The sequence below is a fragment of the Williamsia soli genome (assembly GCF_017377795.1).
Lineage (GTDB): Bacteria > Actinomycetota > Actinomycetes > Mycobacteriales > Mycobacteriaceae > Williamsia > Williamsia soli.
This window is the reverse complement of the sequence record NZ_JAFRDR010000003.1, coordinates 645,092-661,154: the sequence shown is the minus strand read 5'-3', so window position 1 is coordinate 661,154 and position 16,063 is coordinate 645,092. Positions and strand designations below refer to the sequence as shown.

The 16,063-nt window shown below is 65.0% G+C and carries 10 protein-coding genes; 6 read left to right on the top strand and 4 right to left on the bottom strand.

The window, feature by feature from the left end; translation table 11 throughout:
* The first annotated feature begins 169 nt into the window (after positions 1-169).
* From rpoB to J3S28_RS11510, 3 genes are all read left to right on the top strand, one after another.
* Positions 170-3,676 carry a DNA-directed RNA polymerase subunit beta gene (gene rpoB, locus J3S28_RS11520; protein ID WP_207840604.1) on the top strand — a complete coding sequence of 1,169 codons (3,507 nt, stop codon included), beginning with the start codon at positions 170-172 and terminating at the stop codon, positions 3,674-3,676.
* 41 nt (positions 3,677-3,717) lie between these two features.
* A complete protein-coding gene (locus J3S28_RS11515) occupies positions 3,718-7,674 on the top strand; it encodes a DNA-directed RNA polymerase subunit beta' (protein ID WP_207840602.1) in 3,957 nt (1,318 codons plus the stop codon).
* Between the two features lie 153 nt (positions 7,675-7,827).
* Positions 7,828-8,682, top strand: coding sequence for an endonuclease domain-containing protein (locus tag J3S28_RS11510; protein ID WP_207840599.1), 855 nt, complete (start codon positions 7,828-7,830; stop codon positions 8,680-8,682).
* Positions 8,683-8,736: 54 nt separating this feature from the next.
* On the opposite strand, the gene J3S28_RS11505 is transcribed toward J3S28_RS11510, so the two are convergent.
* A complete protein-coding gene (locus J3S28_RS11505; protein ID WP_207840597.1) occupies positions 8,737-9,108 on the bottom strand; it encodes a VOC family protein in 372 nt (123 codons plus the stop codon).
* 118 nt (positions 9,109-9,226) lie between these two features.
* On the opposite strand from J3S28_RS11505, the gene J3S28_RS11500 reads away from it, so the two are divergent.
* The 3 genes from J3S28_RS11500 to J3S28_RS11490 all read left to right on the top strand — a co-directional run bounded on the left by J3S28_RS11500 (position 9,227) and on the right by J3S28_RS11490 (position 12,721).
* On the top strand, positions 9,227-10,396 hold the full coding sequence (locus J3S28_RS11500) for an NAD(P)/FAD-dependent oxidoreductase (protein WP_207840595.1): 1,170 nt from the start codon (positions 9,227-9,229) through the stop codon (positions 10,394-10,396).
* A gap of 116 nt (positions 10,397-10,512) precedes the next feature.
* Positions 10,513-12,282 carry an N-acyl-D-amino-acid deacylase family protein gene (locus tag J3S28_RS11495; RefSeq protein WP_207840593.1) on the top strand — a complete coding sequence of 590 codons (1,770 nt, stop codon included), beginning with the start codon at positions 10,513-10,515 and terminating at the stop codon, positions 12,280-12,282.
* Entirely contained in the window at positions 12,272-12,721 is a 450-nt protein-coding gene (locus J3S28_RS11490; RefSeq protein WP_307797041.1) for a nuclear transport factor 2 family protein, read from the top strand. Before J3S28_RS11495 ends, J3S28_RS11490 begins: the two co-directional genes overlap by 11 nt.
* 2 nt (positions 12,722-12,723) lie before the next feature.
* Here J3S28_RS11490 and J3S28_RS11485 read toward each other — a convergent pair whose 3' ends face one another.
* Genes J3S28_RS11485 through J3S28_RS11475 form a run of 3 tightly spaced genes read right to left on the bottom strand, consistent with a single transcriptional unit; the run spans position 12,724 to position 16,059 of the window.
* On the bottom strand, positions 12,724-13,521 hold the full coding sequence (locus J3S28_RS11485) for an SDR family NAD(P)-dependent oxidoreductase (protein WP_207840589.1): 798 nt from the start codon (positions 13,519-13,521) through the stop codon (positions 12,724-12,726).
* Entirely contained in the window at positions 13,499-14,725 is a 1,227-nt protein-coding gene (locus J3S28_RS11480) for an MFS transporter (RefSeq protein ID WP_207840587.1), read from the bottom strand. The genes J3S28_RS11485 and J3S28_RS11480 overlap by 23 nt, the downstream gene beginning before the upstream one ends.
* Entirely contained in the window at positions 14,722-16,059 is a 1,338-nt protein-coding gene (locus tag J3S28_RS11475) for an LLM class flavin-dependent oxidoreductase (protein WP_207840585.1), read from the bottom strand. The genes J3S28_RS11480 and J3S28_RS11475 overlap by 4 nt, the downstream gene beginning before the upstream one ends.
* Positions 16,060-16,063 lie beyond the last annotated feature (4 nt).

Below are 16,063 nucleotides of genomic sequence, written 5' to 3'. Positions count from 1 at the left end.
AGGGGTTGTTTACGTGCGCCCTTTTTCTGGTACAGTTGGACGTTGCGCTGGCTGCCTCCTGTCCACCTCACGATTTCACCTTCCGACCACACAAACGTGGAGCCTCGGGTGATCGCCGTTGACCAGGTCGTACAGCAGCGAAACACCACCTAGGCACTACGAGTAATTCGTGTTGGAAGGACATATCTTGGCAGTCTCCCGCCAGTCCACCTCAACCATTCCAGGTGCGCCTCGGCGCGCCTCGTTCGCAAAGCTCAGCGAGCCCCTTGAAGTACCCGGACTGCTTGATGTGCAGCTCGAGTCCTTCGAATGGCTGGTCGGGTCCGCGGAATGGCGTGAGCGCGCTGCATCTCGCGGCGATGCAAACCCTACCGGCGGTCTGGAGGACATCCTCACCGAACTGTCTCCGATCGAAGACTTCTCCGGGTCCATGTCGCTGTCCTTCTCCGACCCTCGGTTCGACGAGGTCAAGGCCTCCGTCGAAGAGTGCAAAGACAAGGACATGACGTACGCGGCTCCGCTGTTCGTCACCGCGGAGTTCATCAACAACAACACCGGCGAGATCAAGTCGCAGACCGTCTTCATGGGCGACTTCCCGATCATGACCGACAAGGGCAGCTTCGTCATCAACGGCACCGAGCGTGTCGTCGTGAGCCAGCTGGTGCGTAGCCCCGGTGTGTACTTCGACGCCAACATCGACAAGACGACCGAGAAGACGCTGCACAGCGTCAAGGTCATCCCGGGCCGTGGTGCGTGGCTCGAGTTCGACGTCGACAAGCGCGACACCGTCGGTGTCCGCATCGACCGCAAGCGTCGCCAGTCGGTGACCGTGCTCCTCAAGGCCCTCGGCTGGACCAAGGAGCAGATCGAAGAGCGCTTCGGGTTCTCCGAGATCATGATGTCGACGCTGGAGAAGGACAACACCGCCGGCACCGATGAGGCGCTGCTCGAGGTCTACCGCAAGCTGCGTCCGGGCGAGCCCCCCACGAAGGAGTCCGCGCAGACCCTGCTGGAGAACCTGTTCTTCAAGGAGAAGCGTTACGACCTGGCCAAGGTGGGCCGCTACAAGGTCAACAAGAAGCTCGGCCTCGTCGAGAACCCGATGGCCGGCGCCCCGGTGCTGACCGAAGAGGACATCGTCGCGACGGTCGAGTACCTGGTGCGTCTGCACGAGGCCGATCCCAACATCACCACCACGATGACCGTGCCCGGTGGCGTCGAGGTCCCGGTCGAGGTCGACGACATCGACCACTTCGGTAACCGCCGCCTGCGTACCGTCGGCGAGCTCATCCAGAACCAGATCCGCGTGGGCCTGTCCCGCATGGAGCGTGTGGTCCGCGAACGTATGACGACCCAGGACGTCGAGGCCATCACGCCGCAGACCCTGATCAACATCCGTCCCGTGGTCGCCGCGATCAAGGAGTTCTTCGGAACCTCGCAGCTGTCGCAGTTCATGGACCAGAACAACCCGCTGTCGGGTCTGACCCACAAGCGTCGCCTGTCGGCGCTGGGCCCCGGCGGTCTGTCCCGTGAGCGTGCCGGCCTCGAAGTCCGTGACGTCCACCCGTCCCACTACGGCCGTATGTGCCCGATCGAGACCCCGGAAGGCCCGAACATCGGCCTGATCGGTTCGCTGTCGGTGTACGCCCGGGTCAACCCGTTCGGCTTCATCGAGACGCCGTACCGCAAGGTCGTCGACGGAACCGTCACCGACGAGATCAACTACCTGACCGCCGACGAGGAAGATCGTTACCTCGTGGCCCAGGCGAACTCGCCGATCGGCGCCGACAACCGGTTCACCGACGATCGCGTCATGGTCCGCAAGAAGGGCTCGGAGATCGAGTACGTCCCGATCACGGACGTCCAGTACATGGACGTCAGCCCGCGGCAGATGGTGTCCGTGGCCACGGCCATGATCCCGTTCCTCGAGCACGACGATGCCAACCGTGCCCTGATGGGCGCGAACATGCAGCGTCAGGCGGTGCCGCTGGTGCGCAGCGAGTCGCCGCTCGTCGGTACCGGCATGGAGTTGCGTGCCGCTGTCGACGCCGGTGACGTGATCATCTCGGCGAAGGCCGGCGTGGTCGAAGAGGTCTCGGCCGACTACATCACCGTGATGGCGGACGACGGCACCCGGGATACGTTCCGGATGCGCAAGTTCGCCCGGTCGAACCAGGGCACCTGCGCCAACCAGCGTCCGATCGTGGACGAGGGTCAGCGCGTGGAGACCGGCCAGGTCCTGGCCGACGGACCCTGCACCGATCAAGGTGAGATGGCCCTCGGTAAGAACCTGCTCGTGGCGATCATGCCGTGGGAAGGCCACAACTACGAGGACGCGATCATCCTGAGCCAGCGTCTGGTCGAAGAGGACGTGCTCACCTCGATTCACATCGAAGAGCACGAAATCGACGCCCGCGACACCAAGCTCGGTGCCGAGGAGATCACCCGGGACATCCCGAACGTCTCCGATGAGGTGCTCGCCGATCTCGACGAGCGCGGCATCATCCGTATCGGTGCCGAGGTTCGTGACGGCGACATCCTGGTCGGAAAGGTCACGCCGAAGGGCGAGACCGAGCTGACCCCGGAAGAGCGCCTGCTGCGCGCCATCTTCGGTGAGAAGGCGCGAGAAGTTCGCGACACCTCGCTGAAGGTTCCGCACGGTGAGACCGGCAAGGTCATCGGCATCCGCGTGTTCTCGCGTGATGACGACGACGATCTGCCTCCCGGTGTCAACGAGCTGGTCCGGGTGTACGTGGCCCAGAAGCGCAAGATCCAGGACGGCGACAAGCTCGCCGGCCGTCACGGCAACAAGGGCGTCATCGGCAAGATCCTTCCTGCCGAGGACATGCCCTTCCTGCCCGACGGCACCCCGGTCGACATCATCCTGAACACCCACGGTGTGCCGCGTCGTATGAACATCGGTCAGATCCTGGAGACCCACCTCGGGTGGATCGCCAAGACCGGCTGGAACGTCAACGTCGCGGAAGGGACGCCTGAATGGGCGTCGAAGCTGCCCGAGGACATGCTCTCGGTGGAGCCCAACACCAACACCGCCACCCCGGTGTTCGACGGCGCCACGGACGCGGAGCTGAACGGCCTGCTGGGCTCGACGCTTCCCAACCGTGACGGTGAGGTGATGGTCAATGCCGACGGCAAGGCCACCCTGTTCGACGGTCGCAGTGGCGAGCCGTTCCCGTACCCGGTCTCGGTCGGCTACATGTACATCATCAAGCTGCACCACTTGGTCGACGACAAGATCCACGCTCGTTCGACCGGGCCGTACTCGATGATCACGCAGCAGCCGCTCGGTGGTAAGGCGCAGTTCGGTGGACAGCGTTTCGGCGAGATGGAGTGCTGGGCCATGCAGGCCTACGGTGCGGCGTACACGCTGCAGGAGTTGCTCACCATCAAGTCGGACGACGTCGTCGGTCGCGTGAAGGTGTACGAGGCCATCGTCAAGGGCGAGAACATCCCGGAACCGGGTATCCCCGAATCGTTCAAGGTGCTGCTGAAGGAACTTCAGTCGCTGTGCCTGAACGTCGAGGTGCTCAGCTCCGACGGTGCCGCCATCGAGATGCGTGATGGCGACGACGAGGACCTGGAGCGGGCTGCGGCCAACCTGGGTATCAACCTGTCGCGCAACGAGTCAGCCACCGTCGATGACCTGGCCAACTGATCACCCTTGCTGTTTCTGACTGAGCTACTGAAAGGTAAATAGTGCTCGACGTCAACTTTTTCGATGAACTGAAGATTGGCCTGGCCACCGCCGACGACATCCATAACTGGAGCTTCGGAGAGGTGAAGAAGCCGGAGACGATCAACTACCGCACGCTCAAGCCAGAGAAGGACGGCTTGTTCTGCGAGAAGATCTTCGGTCCCACCCGGGACTGGGAGTGCTACTGCGGTAAGTACAAGCGCGTCCGCTTCAAGGGCATCATCTGCGAGCGCTGCGGCGTCGAGGTCACTCGCGCCAAGGTGCGTCGTGAGCGGATGGGCCACATCGAGCTGGCCGCTCCGGTCACCCACATCTGGTACTTCAAGGGTGTGCCGAGCCGGTTGGGTTACCTGCTCGATCTGGCGCCGAAGGATCTCGAGAAGATCATCTACTTCGCCGCCTACGTGATCACCGCTGTCGACGACGAACTGCGTCACAACGAGAAGTCGACCCTCGAGGCCGAGATGGAGGTCGAGAAGAAGGGTGTCGCAGACACCCGGGACGCCGACCTCGAAGAGCGCGCCAAGAAGCTCGAAGAGGACCTGGCAGAGCTGGAGCGCGAAGGCGCCAAGGCCGATGCCCGCCGCAAGGTCAAGGATGCCGGCGAGCGCGAGATGCGTCGTATCCGTGACACCGCGCAGCGCGCCCTCGACGATCTCGACGAGATCTGGGACAAGTTCGTGAAACTTGCTCCCAAGCAGATGATCATCGACGAGAAGCTCTACCGCGAGATCCAGGATCGCTACGGCGAGTACTTCACCGGAGCGATGGGTGCCGAGGCCATCAAGCGTCTGCTCGAGGACTTCGACATCGCGGCGGAGGCCGAGATCCTGCGCGACACCATTCGCAACGGCAAGGGGCAGAAGAAGCTCCGCGCGCTCAAGCGTCTGAAGGTCGTCGCAGCATTCCACCAGTCGGGCAACTCCCCGCTGGGTATGGTTCTCGACGCCGTGCCGGTGATCCCGCCGGAGCTGCGCCCGATGGTCCAGCTCGACGGTGGCCGTTTCGCGACGTCCGACCTGAACGACCTGTACCGCCGCGTGATCAACCGCAACAACCGCCTCAAGCGACTGATCGACCTCGGTGCTCCCGAGATCATCGTCAACAACGAGAAGCGGATGTTGCAGGAGTCCGTCGACGCCCTGTTCGACAACGGCCGTCGTGGCCGTCCGGTCACCGGACCGGGCAACCGCCCGCTGAAGTCGTTGAGCGATCTGCTCAAGGGCAAGCAGGGTCGTTTCCGTCAGAACCTGCTCGGCAAGCGCGTCGACTACTCGGGCCGTTCGGTCATCGTCGTCGGCCCGCAGCTCAAGCTGCATCAGTGTGGTCTCCCCAAGCTGATGGCTCTCGAGCTGTTCAAGCCGTTCGTCATGAAGCGTCTGGTCGACCTGAATCAGGCACAGAACATCAAGTCCGCGAAGCGGATGGTGGAGCGTCAGCGCCCCGCCGTGTGGGACGTGCTCGAAGAGGTCATCGCCGAACACCCGGTGCTGCTCAACCGCGCTCCGACCCTGCACCGTCTGGGCATCCAGGCGTTCGAACCGCAGCTCGTCGAGGGCAAGGCCATCCAGCTCCACCCGCTCGTGTGTGAGGCGTTCAACGCCGACTTCGACGGCGACCAGATGGCAGTGCACCTGCCGCTGAGCGCCGAGGCACAGGCCGAGGCCCGCATCCTGATGCTGTCCTCGAACAACATCCTGTCGCCCGCGTCGGGTCGTCCGCTGGCCATGCCGCGTCTGGACATGGTGACCGGTCTGTTCCACCTGACCACGCTGAAGAACGACGCGATCGGTGCATACACCGCGTCGTCGAACGACGACATCGAGCGCGGTGTGTACTCCACTCCGTCCGAGGCCCAGATGGCCGTGGACCGTGGGTTGCTCAGTGTTCAGGCTCCGATCAAGGTTCGGCTGACGCACCAGCGTCCGACGCGCGAGATCGAGCGGGCTCAGTACCCGGAGGGCTGGAAGTTCGGCACCCCGTGGACCATCGAGACCACTCTCGGTCGCGTGCTGTTCAACGAGCTCCTGCCGAACGACTACCCGTTCGTCAACGAGCAGATGCCGAAGAAGCGTCAGGCCACGATCATCAACGACATGGCCGAGCGCTACCCGATGATCGTCGTCGCGCAGACCGTCGACAAGCTCAAGGACGCCGGCTTCTACTGGGCCACCCGTTCGGGTGTCACCATCGCCATGTCCGACGTGCTCGTCTCGCCGGACAAGGCAGCGATCCTCGACAAGTACGAGGAGCGGGCCGACGGCCTGGAGCGCAAGTTCCAGCGTGGTGCCCTCACCGGCGCCGAGCGTCGGGACGCCCTGGTGGAGATCTGGAAGCAGGCAACCGAAGAGGTTGGCGCCGACATGGAGCGGCACTACCCCGACGACAACCCGATCCCGATGATCGTGCAGTCCGGTGCTGCGGGCAACATGACCCAGATCCGCTCGCTCGCGGGCATGAAGGGTCTGGTGACCAACCCGAAGGGTGAGTTCATCCCGCGCCCGATCAAGTCCTCGTTCCGTGAGGGCCTGACCGTTGCCGAGTACTTCATCAACACGCACGGCGCCCGTAAGGGTCTGGCCGACACCGCGCTTCGTACCGCCGACTCGGGTTACCTGACCCGTCGTCTGGTGGACGTGTCGCAGGACGTCATCGTGCGTGAGACCGACTGTGGCACCGAGCGTGGCATCAACACGATCATCGCCGAGAAGCAGTCGGACGGGTCGCTCATCCGTGACGCCCACGTCGAGACGTCCACGTACGCACGTACGTTGGCGACCGACGCGGTCGACGCGAACGGCAAGGTCATCATTGAGCGTGGATTCGATCTCGGTGATCCCGCGATCGAGGCCCTGCTCGAGGCCGGTATCTCCCAGGTCAAGGTCCGCTCGGTCCTGACCTGCAGCACAGGCACCGGCGTCTGCGCCACCTGCTACGGCCGTTCGATGGCGACCGGCAAGCTCGTGGACATCGGTGAGGCCGTCGGTATCGTCGCGGCTCAGTCGATCGGTGAGCCCGGTACCCAGCTGACCATGCGTACCTTCCACCAGGGTGGCGTCGGCGACGACATCACCGGTGGTCTGCCGCGTGTGCAGGAACTGTTCGAGGCTCGTGTCCCCAAGGGCAAGGCCCCGATCGCCGAGGTCTCCGGACGCATCCGTCTCGAAGACGACGATCGCTTCTACAAGATGACCATCACACCCGATGATGGCTCGGAAGAGGTCGTCTACGACAAGATCTCGAAGCGTCAGCGTCTGCGTGTCTTCAAGCACGACGACGGCACCGAGCGTCTGCTCGCCGACGGCGACCACATCGAGGTCGGTCAGCAACTCATGGAAGGTGCTGCCGATCCGCACGAGGTGCTGCGCATCATGGGCCCGCGTCAGGTGCAGGTCCACCTCGTCGGCGAGGTCCAGGAGGTCTACCGGAGCCAGGGTGTGTCGATCCACGACAAGCACATCGAGACGATCGTTCGTCAGATGCTGCGTCGCGTGACGATCATCGACTCCGGTGCCACCGAGTTCCTGCCCGGTTCGCTCACCGAGCGTGCCGAGTTCGAGGCGGCCAACCGTCGCGTCGTGTCCGAAGGTGGCGAGCCCGCCGCCGGACGTCCGGTGCTCATGGGTATCACCAAGGCATCGCTGGCAACCGAGTCCTGGTTGTCTGCGGCGTCGTTCCAGGAGACCACTCGCGTGCTCACCGATGCGGCCATCAACAGCCGTAGCGACAAGCTCGTCGGCCTCAAGGAGAACGTGATCATCGGTAAGCTCATCCCGGCCGGAACCGGTATCAACCGGTACCGGAACATCCAGGTGCAGCCGACCGAAGAAGCCCGAGCAGCTGCGTACGCGGTGCCGTCCTACGACGACACCTACTACAGCCCGGACGGCACCTTCGGTGCCCCGTCGGGTGCGGCTGTCCCGCTGGACGATTACGGATTCAGCAGCGACTACCGCTAGGTAAACGCATCAAAGGCGGGCGTCCTCTTCGGAGGGCGCCCGCTTTTGTGTGTCGAGCGTGTAGTAGTTGCGATGTCGTCTCGATCGATGCCGCAACAACTACACGCTCGAGCTGGTGAGGATCCGTTCGCTGCGCAAGCACGTCGAAGGTGCATGGGGGAGAGGCCCTTTCTGGGCGCAGAGGCGGTGGCGGTTGGCCGTCTCACGCCATACGAGTTGCGCAAGGACTACGTGTCGATCTACCGGGGTGTGTACGTCCACCGCTCGGTCGAGCCCACGCTGCGGGTGCGGACCGAGGCCGCGGTGTTGTGGGCGGGGTCGCCCGTCACCGTCGTCGGCTTGGCGGCGGCGGCCCTGCACGGAACCAAATGGATCGAATGTGATGCAGCGGTCGAACTCAATCGGATGGAGCGACGATCGCCGCGAGGGATCGTGGTGTGGAGCGGTAGGTTGTCTGACGACGAGATCTGCCAAGCAAGTGGGTTGCCTGCCTCCACCCCGGCCCGGACGGCGTTCGATATCGGCAGGCGGCTGGATGCCGATCGTGCCGTCGAGGTTCTGGACTCTTTGATGGGTGCCACCGGGGTCAAAGCGATCGACGTCTGTGCACTCGCCGACAGGCACCCGGGTGCGCGCGGTCTCGCACAGATGCGAGGAGTCCTCGAACTCGTCGACGCCGGCGCAGAGTCGCCGCCCGAGACTCGAACGAGATTGCTGCTGATCAGAGCTGGACTGCCTGCGCCAGAGACCCAGATCGAACTGCGCGATGAGTACGGGCACGTCTACATCCGTCTGGACATGGGGTGGCGGAGGTGGAAAGTCGCCGTTGAATACGACGGCGGGCACCATTGGACAGACCGTCGGCAGCGTTCACGGGACATCGACCGGTGGGCGGACCTAGAGGCTGCGGGCTGGCGCGTTGTGCGGGTCAGCGCTGAGTTGCTCGCGGAACGTCCCGGAGTTGTCGTCGCCCGGGTTCGGGAGGCGATATCCCGATCGAGCGTGTAGTTAGCGCGAAGGATTCTCGGCCGATGCCGCGACAACTACACGCTCGAAAGGAAGCTAGGCGTTGCGGTAGGGCATGTATTGCACGGACCACTGGTTGCCATCGGGGTCGGCGAAGCCGACGAAGTGGCCCCAGGGTTGGATGTCGATCTCACCGGGGTCGATGCCGACGGACTGCAGGTGGTCGTGGGCTTCCTGGATATCGGAGACAACGACCTGCATCCCCTTCACAGAGCCGGGTTCGGCGTCGGTGATGCCTTTGCCGAAGGCGATCGAACAGGCCGAGCCGGGCGGCGTCATCTGGACGAAGCGAACCTCGTCGGAGACGACGTGGTCGTGGTCGACGTTGAAGCCGACCTTCTCGTAGAAGTCCTTTGCCCGGTCGACGTCGGTGACGGGAAGGATGACGAGTTCGAGTGTCCAGTCCATGATGTTCCTCCAGTGCGTGTGCTGAGTTGTTCTTTGCTGCTGAGAACATCATCGCAACCAATGAGGACAGTTTCGGTCCTCAATGTTCGTCGGAGTTCAAATCGGGTACGCGAGGCGCATGAACAGCACCGAGCTTCTGATCATCGGCAGCGGTCCGGGCGGGGTGTCCGCGGCCGAAAGTTATCGCGACAACGGCGGCAGCGGACGAGTGCTGATCGTGACGTCGGACCCCGATCTGCCGTACTTTCGGCCCCCTCTGAGCAAGGATTACCTGCAGGGGGACAGCGGCCCCGACGATGTCGCGCTGCACCCGCGGGAGTGGTACAGCGAACGCAACATCGAAGTACGCACCGACACCTCGGTCCTCGAGCTCGACACCACGGCCAAGAACGCGAGGCTCTCGACCAGCGAGACCATCGATTTCGGCACCGCGATCATCGCAACCGGTGCCCGGCCGGTGCCGATTCCGGTGCCCGGCGGCGAACACGCACTGTTACTGCGGTCCTTCTCCGAGGCCTCGAGCCTGCGCGAAGGCGCCGAGAAAGCGGCTTCGGCCGTGGTCATCGGCGCAGGGTTCATCGGTTGTGAAGCTGCTGCCTCGCTCGCATCGCGCGGGGTGACCACGACCCTCGTCGCGCCCAACGATGTCCCGCAGGAAAGCCGTCTCGGCCCCGATGCCGGCGCCAGGATCCGGGCGATGCTCGACGACTCCGGCGTGCGCTACGTCGGCGGTCCGAACGTTGTCAAGATAGAACCGGGGGCGGTGACCCTGGACGACGGAGTCCGCATCGACGCCGACCTCATCCTCGCGGCGACCGGGATCACGCCATGCGCGGACATCGCGGAGTCGGCCGGCCTGAAGGTCGACGACGGCCGGATCGTCGTCGACGAACACATGCGCACCAGCGCGGCCTCTGTTCTCGCCGTCGGCGATGTCGCAACCGCGCACAACACGGCGGCCGGGCGTCAGGTCGCGACCGAACACTGGCAGGACGCGGTGGACCAGGGGGAGGTTGCCGGCGCGACGGCAGCCGGGGTCGACACATCGTGGGATTCCGTCCCTGGATTCTGGACGACCATCGGCAATCACACACTCAAGTACGCGGCATGGGGCGACGGCTACGATTCCGCGCACCTCGTCGAACGCAATGGGGGCTTCCCGGAAGGTGGCTTCACCGTCTGGTATCAGCGCGGCGGGGTCACCGTCGGTGGGCTCACCTTCAACAGCAACGACGACTACGACCTCGCGGAAAAGTTGGTTGCCGATCATAAACCGCCGCCGGGCTGACGGTAGAGGCGAAAGCGAGCGCAGACTATTTGCGCTATGCCAACATGATTCGCGAGTTCGAGCCAATTCGCCCATTCAACTGACGCGCCGACTCCTACAGGGTTGTAATCCGACCCATGGCCTTCGACACAGTGATCCGCCGAGGCCGGTGGTTCGACGGCACCGGCGCGGCTTCGGGTGTCCGCGACATCGGTATCCGCGACGGCCGCATCGCCCTGATCTCTGCCGAGCCGATCGATGCCGACGGTTGCGCCGACGTCATCGAGGCAGCGGGGCTGTGGGTGCTCCCGGGCATGATCGACATCCACACCCACTACGACGTGGAGGTGCTCGGCGGTCCTGACCTGAGCGAGTCGTTGCGCCACGGCGTCACCACCGTGCTGCTCGGTTCGTGCTCGCTGTCGACCATCCACGTCGACGCCGAGGTGGCCGGGGATCTGTTCGGGCGCGTGGAAGCGATCCCGCGCGGCCACGTCATCTCCAACATCGATCGGCACCGGACGTGGCGCAACGCCCGCGAGTACGTCGACACGCTCTCGTCGCTGGCTCTCGGCCCGAACGTCGCGGCCTTCATCGGGCACTCCGACATCCGGGCCGCGGCGATGGGCCTCGACCGCGCGACCCGTGGCGACGTGGTCCCCACGGCAACGGAACAGGTTCGCATGGAGCGCATGCTCAACAAGGCCCTGGATGCGGGTTTCGTCGGGCTGTCGTCGCAGCAACTGCTGTTCGACAAACTCGACGGCGTCGTCTGCCGCTCCCGGACCCTGCCGTCCACGTACGCGAAGCGGCGGGAGTTGCGCCGACTCAATGCGATCTTGCGCAGGCGTAAGCGGGTGCTGCAGTCGGGGCCCGACATCTCGCGCCCGCTCAACGTGCTGTCGCAGCTGTTCACGTCGCTGGGAGTCGGACGGCCGCAACTGAAGACGAGCCTGTTGTCCGCGGCCGACATCAAAGCCCGACCCGAGGTCGTCCACGCCATGGGCCCGATGGCCAGGCTGATCAACAGGCTCGGCGGCGACTTCCGGTGGCAACACCTGCCCGTGCCATTCGAGGTCTACGCCGACGGCATGGAACTGGCCGTGTTCGAGGAGTTCGGTTCCGGCGCGGCGGCATTGCACCTGCAAGACGCGATCGACCGCAACGAGTTGATGCGGGACGAGAGCTATCGCCGCCGGTTCCGCCAGGATTACGACAAGAAATACGGGCCGAGGGTCTGGCACCGGGACTTCTTCGACGCGGAGATCGTCGAATGCCCGGACGCGGCCGTGGTCGGTAAGACCTTCGGCGACGTCGGACTCGACCGCGGCGGCCTTCATCCGGTCGACGCGTATCTCGACCTGCTACTCGAGCACGGATCGAAGATCCGCTGGCGCACCACCATCTCCAATCATCGGCCCGAGTTGCTGAAGAAACTCGCCAGGGATTCCGGGATCCAGATCGGGTTCTCCGACGCGGGCGCGCACCTGCGGAGCATGGCGTTCTACAACTTCGGGCTGCGACTGCTCCGGCACGTACACACCGCGGCAGAGGCCGGTGAGCCGTTCATGAGTGTCGAACATGCCGTGCACCGCCTGACCGGTGAGCTCGCCGACTGGAACGGCATCGACGCCGGGCACCTGCGCGTCGGTGATCGGGCCGACCTGTTCGTGCTCGACCCCGAACACCTGGACGCCTCCCTCGAGGACTATCGCGAGGCGCAGGTCGAGCAGTTCGGTGGGCTCTCGCGCATGGTGAACCGCAACGAACGTACCGTTCGCATCGTCATGGTGGGCGGTGAGACGGTGTTCGTCGACGACCGCCCAGCAGATGCGCTGGGGCACAAACGCATCGGACGTTTCCTTCCTGCACACTCGAATGAGAAGAGGTACGAACGTGTCAGCTGACAACAAGTCCGTAGTGCTGGGTCTCTGGGCCGCGCTGAGCAAGCGAGACTGGGAGGGGGTCAAAGGTTTTGTGTCCGACGATTGCATCTACATCGACATGCCGGTCGGTCCCGGACTCGCTGCCCGAGGCCCCGATGACATCGTCAAGCGGCTGAAGGTCGGGCTGGAGAGCCTCGCCGACTACATCAACCACGACGGTCTGCTGATCTCCGACGGCGCCGACGTGATGTACGAGCACAGCGAGACGTGGACCTGGGCGACAGGCGAGACCGCGACCCTGGCCTTCGTGACCGTGCACAAAGTGGTCGACGGCAAGATCACCCTCTGGAAGGACTACTGGGACTTCGGTGGCCTGGCGAACACGGCTCCATCGGACTGGATGGATACGCTGGCCGCCGCCGACACGTCGTGGATCTACGACGCCACCGGCCAGGTCTGATCTCAGTAGTAGACGGGTCCGACCACCCCGCCGCCGACGGCGATCGCGTCGCCGGTGATCCCGACACTGCGTGGTGAGGCGAGGAACGCGACCACGTCTGCGACCTCGGAGGCGTCGACGATCCGGCGGATCGAGTTGGTGGCCAGCTCTCTTTCCAGATCGGCCACGGACTCACCTGATTCGGCGGACTTTTCCGCGAGTTGCTCATCGAGACGTGCGGTCCGGGTCCGGCCGGGGTGCACCACGGTGACGTTGATCCCGTGCGGGCCGAGTTCGTCGGCCAGGTTCTTGGTGAGCGCCGACACACTGACGTTCCGGATGGTCTGGGCGATCGAATTGGCCTGTCGGGCACCGAGTCCGCTGATGTTGATGATGCGTCCCCAGCCCTGGTCGATGAGGTGTGGCGCCACGGCCCGAGCCGTCCGCAGGTAGCCGAGCACCTTGATCTCGACCTCGCGGCGGACGACGTCGTCGGTGGTGGCCGCAAAGTCGGTCGGCTTGCCCGCGCTCCACGGTGTCGCGGCCGAGTTCACCAGGATGTCGACACCACCCAACTTTGCGACCACGCGCGCCACCAGCGCCTGCACGGACGCGTCGTCGCCGGTGTCCACCGGGACGTCCACGACCGTGCGGCCCGACTTCCCTGCGATGTCGGCGGCTGCCGCGCTCAGCGCCTCCGCCCCGCGCGCCGCGATGACGACGTCGGCCCCTTCGGTGGCGAGGGCGGTGGCGATCGCGAGGCCGATGCCCTTGCTGCCACCGGTGACGATCGCCCGTTTACCGGTCAGACCCAGATCCATGTGCCTTCTCCTTACCCAAGACGAACTTCGCCCGCGTGTACTGCGGAACATATTTACCCAACAACACCGCTCCACCGGCGGAGAGCCCCGACACCGTGAACGCGGCGATCGACAGCGGGAAGAGCGCAGCCGCGCCTGCGATCGCCAGCGGCCCCGCGAAGAACCCCGCGTCGTGGGTCAGTCGCCAGGCCGCCAGGAACTCGGCGCGACCGGTCGCAGGGGCCACGTCGGCGCCGATGGTCATGATCACCCCGTTGCCGAAGCCGTTCCCGATGCCCATCACGATGGCGACTGCCGCGAAACCGGCCACGGCCGTGGTGAAGGGCAAGGCCACGTACGACACGGCCAGTACCAGGATCGACGGGATCGCCACGAAGGTCCGCCCGAAGCGGTCCATCAGGTGTCCGGCCGGGTAGGCGCAGATGACGTCGGCTGCGGCGCCGACTCCGAACAAGATGCTGGCGACGGCGGGGGACAGGCCGATGTGGTTGGCCCACAACGGCAATATGGCATCACGTGAGCTGCGGGCGACACCGAGCAGCAGCGATCCCGCACCGAGGGTGGACAGCAACCGGCCGTGTTCGGCAAACACCCCGCGGAGGCTGACCGGCGATTGCACCGCGCCTGCGCCCGGTGGATCCGCCAGCCGCGCCATCATCAGCCCGGCGACGACGACTGCCACCAGCTGCACGACGAAACCACCTCGAGCCCCCATCAGCACGATCCCGCCCGCACCGATGAACGGGCCGGCGAAAAAGCCGAATCGCATGGCTCCACCGAACAGCGACATCGCCCGCGCCCGCCACTCGAACGGCACCGCCAGTGACAGGTAGTTCTGCCGCGCCAGGCCCCACACCGCGTTGGCCAGGCCAACCATCGAAATCCCCACGGCCAGCAACCACACAGTCTGCGCCAGTAGGCAGGTCAGTGCACCCGCCGCCGCCACCGAACTCGCGACGATGATCGAACGGCGTTCACCGATGCGCGCGACTATCTGGCCGGAGCAGGTGTCGCCGACCACCTGTCCGAGTCCGACCAGCGCCACCGCCAGGCCGGCGATCGCGACGCCCGCACCGAGGTCGAGGGCGGCCAGCACCATCACCGGTGCGGCCGCCCCCTGCCCGATGCCGTATGCCGCAGCCGGAAGGTAGACGGTCCCTGCCAGCGACCGCAACGGACGCTGAGCATCCAGGGTCGCCGTCATACCGCGGTGGCTGCTTCCTCCCGTGACTCGGCGGCGGTGGGTACGTCGAGACCGTAGTGGCCCCGCAGGGTCGACTCCGTGTAATCCGTGCGGAAACGGCCGCGTGCCTGCAGGATCGGGACCACCTGGTCGACGAAATCATCGAGTCCACCGGGCAGGTAGGGCGGCATGATGTTGAACCCGTCAGCCGCACCGGCGTCGACCCATTCGATGAGGTCGTCGGCGATCTGCTCGGGGGTGCCTGCGATGCTGCGGTGGCCTCGACCGCCACCGAGTTCGCCGATCAACTCCCGAATCGTCAGGTCACCCTTCGCGGCGAGCTGCCGGACGAGTGTCGAGCGGCTCTTGTGTCCTTCGATCTCCGACTCCGGTGGGAGCTCGGGGAGTCGGGCATCGAGGGAGAGTCCCGTGAGGTCGACATTGAAGAATGCCGAGAGCTGCCCGAGCGCGTAGTCGGGAGAGATGAGGTCGGTGAACTCTCGTTCGAGGGCTTTCGCCTCTGCCTCGGTGCCACCGATGAACGGGACGATGCCCGGCAGGATCTGCAGATCGGAGAACGTGCGGCCGTACTTCGGCAACCGGCTCTTGAGGTCCTGATAGAAGCTTCGGCCCTCGGCGATCGTGCGCTGTGCGGTGAAGACCACCTCGGCGTAGTGCGCTGCGAGTTCCTTGCCGTCTTCTGACGACCCGGCCTGCACCAGCACCGGCCTGCCTTGCGGGGATCGCGGCGAATTCAATGGCCCGCGAACCGAGAAATGCTCTCCCACATGGTCGATGGTCCGGACCCGATCGGGGTCGGCGAAGACTGCGCCTTCCACATCGAGCACCACCGCGTCCTGATCCCAGCTGTCCCACAGTTTCGTCACGACGTCGACGAACTCTTGGGCCCGGCGGTACCTGCCGGCGTGCTCGGGGATGGAGTCGAGGCCGAAGTTGAGGGCTTCCTGACTGTTGCCGGACGTGACGATGTTCCAGCCTGCCCGGCCGCCACTGATGTGTTCGAGCGAGGCGAATGCGCGGGCCAAGGTGTACGGATGGTTGTAACCCGTTGAGGCGGTGGCGATCAGACCGACCTTGCTGGTCCCGCCGGCAATGGCCGACAGCAGGGTGATCGGTTCGAAGATCGCCTGGGTGTTGCGCCGGATGTTCGGGCCGATCGCCAGTCCGTCGGCGAAGAAGATCGAATCGAGCTTGCCGCGCTCGGCGATCTGACCGAGCCGGACGAAGTGATCGACGTCGAGGACGTGATGTTCGGCGGTGCGGGGATGCCGCCAGGCGGCCTCATGGTGGCCGACGCCCATGACAAAGGCATTGAGATGCAACGTGCGTGACATGCTA

Coding starts and splice junctions, on each gene's coding strand:
- J3S28_RS11510 (WP_207840599.1), top strand. CDS start 7,828: ATGGGGGAGAGGCCCTTTCTGGGCGCAGAGGCGGTGGCGGTTGGCCGT.
- J3S28_RS11505 (WP_207840597.1), bottom strand. CDS start 9,108: ATGGACTGGACACTCGAACTCGTCATCCTTCCCGTCACCGACGTCGAC.
- J3S28_RS11500 (WP_207840595.1), top strand. CDS start 9,227: ATGAACAGCACCGAGCTTCTGATCATCGGCAGCGGTCCGGGCGGGGTG.
- J3S28_RS11495 (WP_207840593.1), top strand. CDS start 10,513: ATGGCCTTCGACACAGTGATCCGCCGAGGCCGGTGGTTCGACGGCACC.
- J3S28_RS11485 (WP_207840589.1), bottom strand. CDS start 13,521: ATGGATCTGGGTCTGACCGGTAAACGGGCGATCGTCACCGGTGGCAGC.
- J3S28_RS11480 (WP_207840587.1), bottom strand. CDS start 14,725: ATGACGGCGACCCTGGATGCTCAGCGTCCGTTGCGGTCGCTGGCAGGG.
- J3S28_RS11475 (WP_207840585.1), bottom strand. CDS start 16,059: ATGTCACGCACGTTGCATCTCAATGCCTTTGTCATGGGCGTCGGCCAC.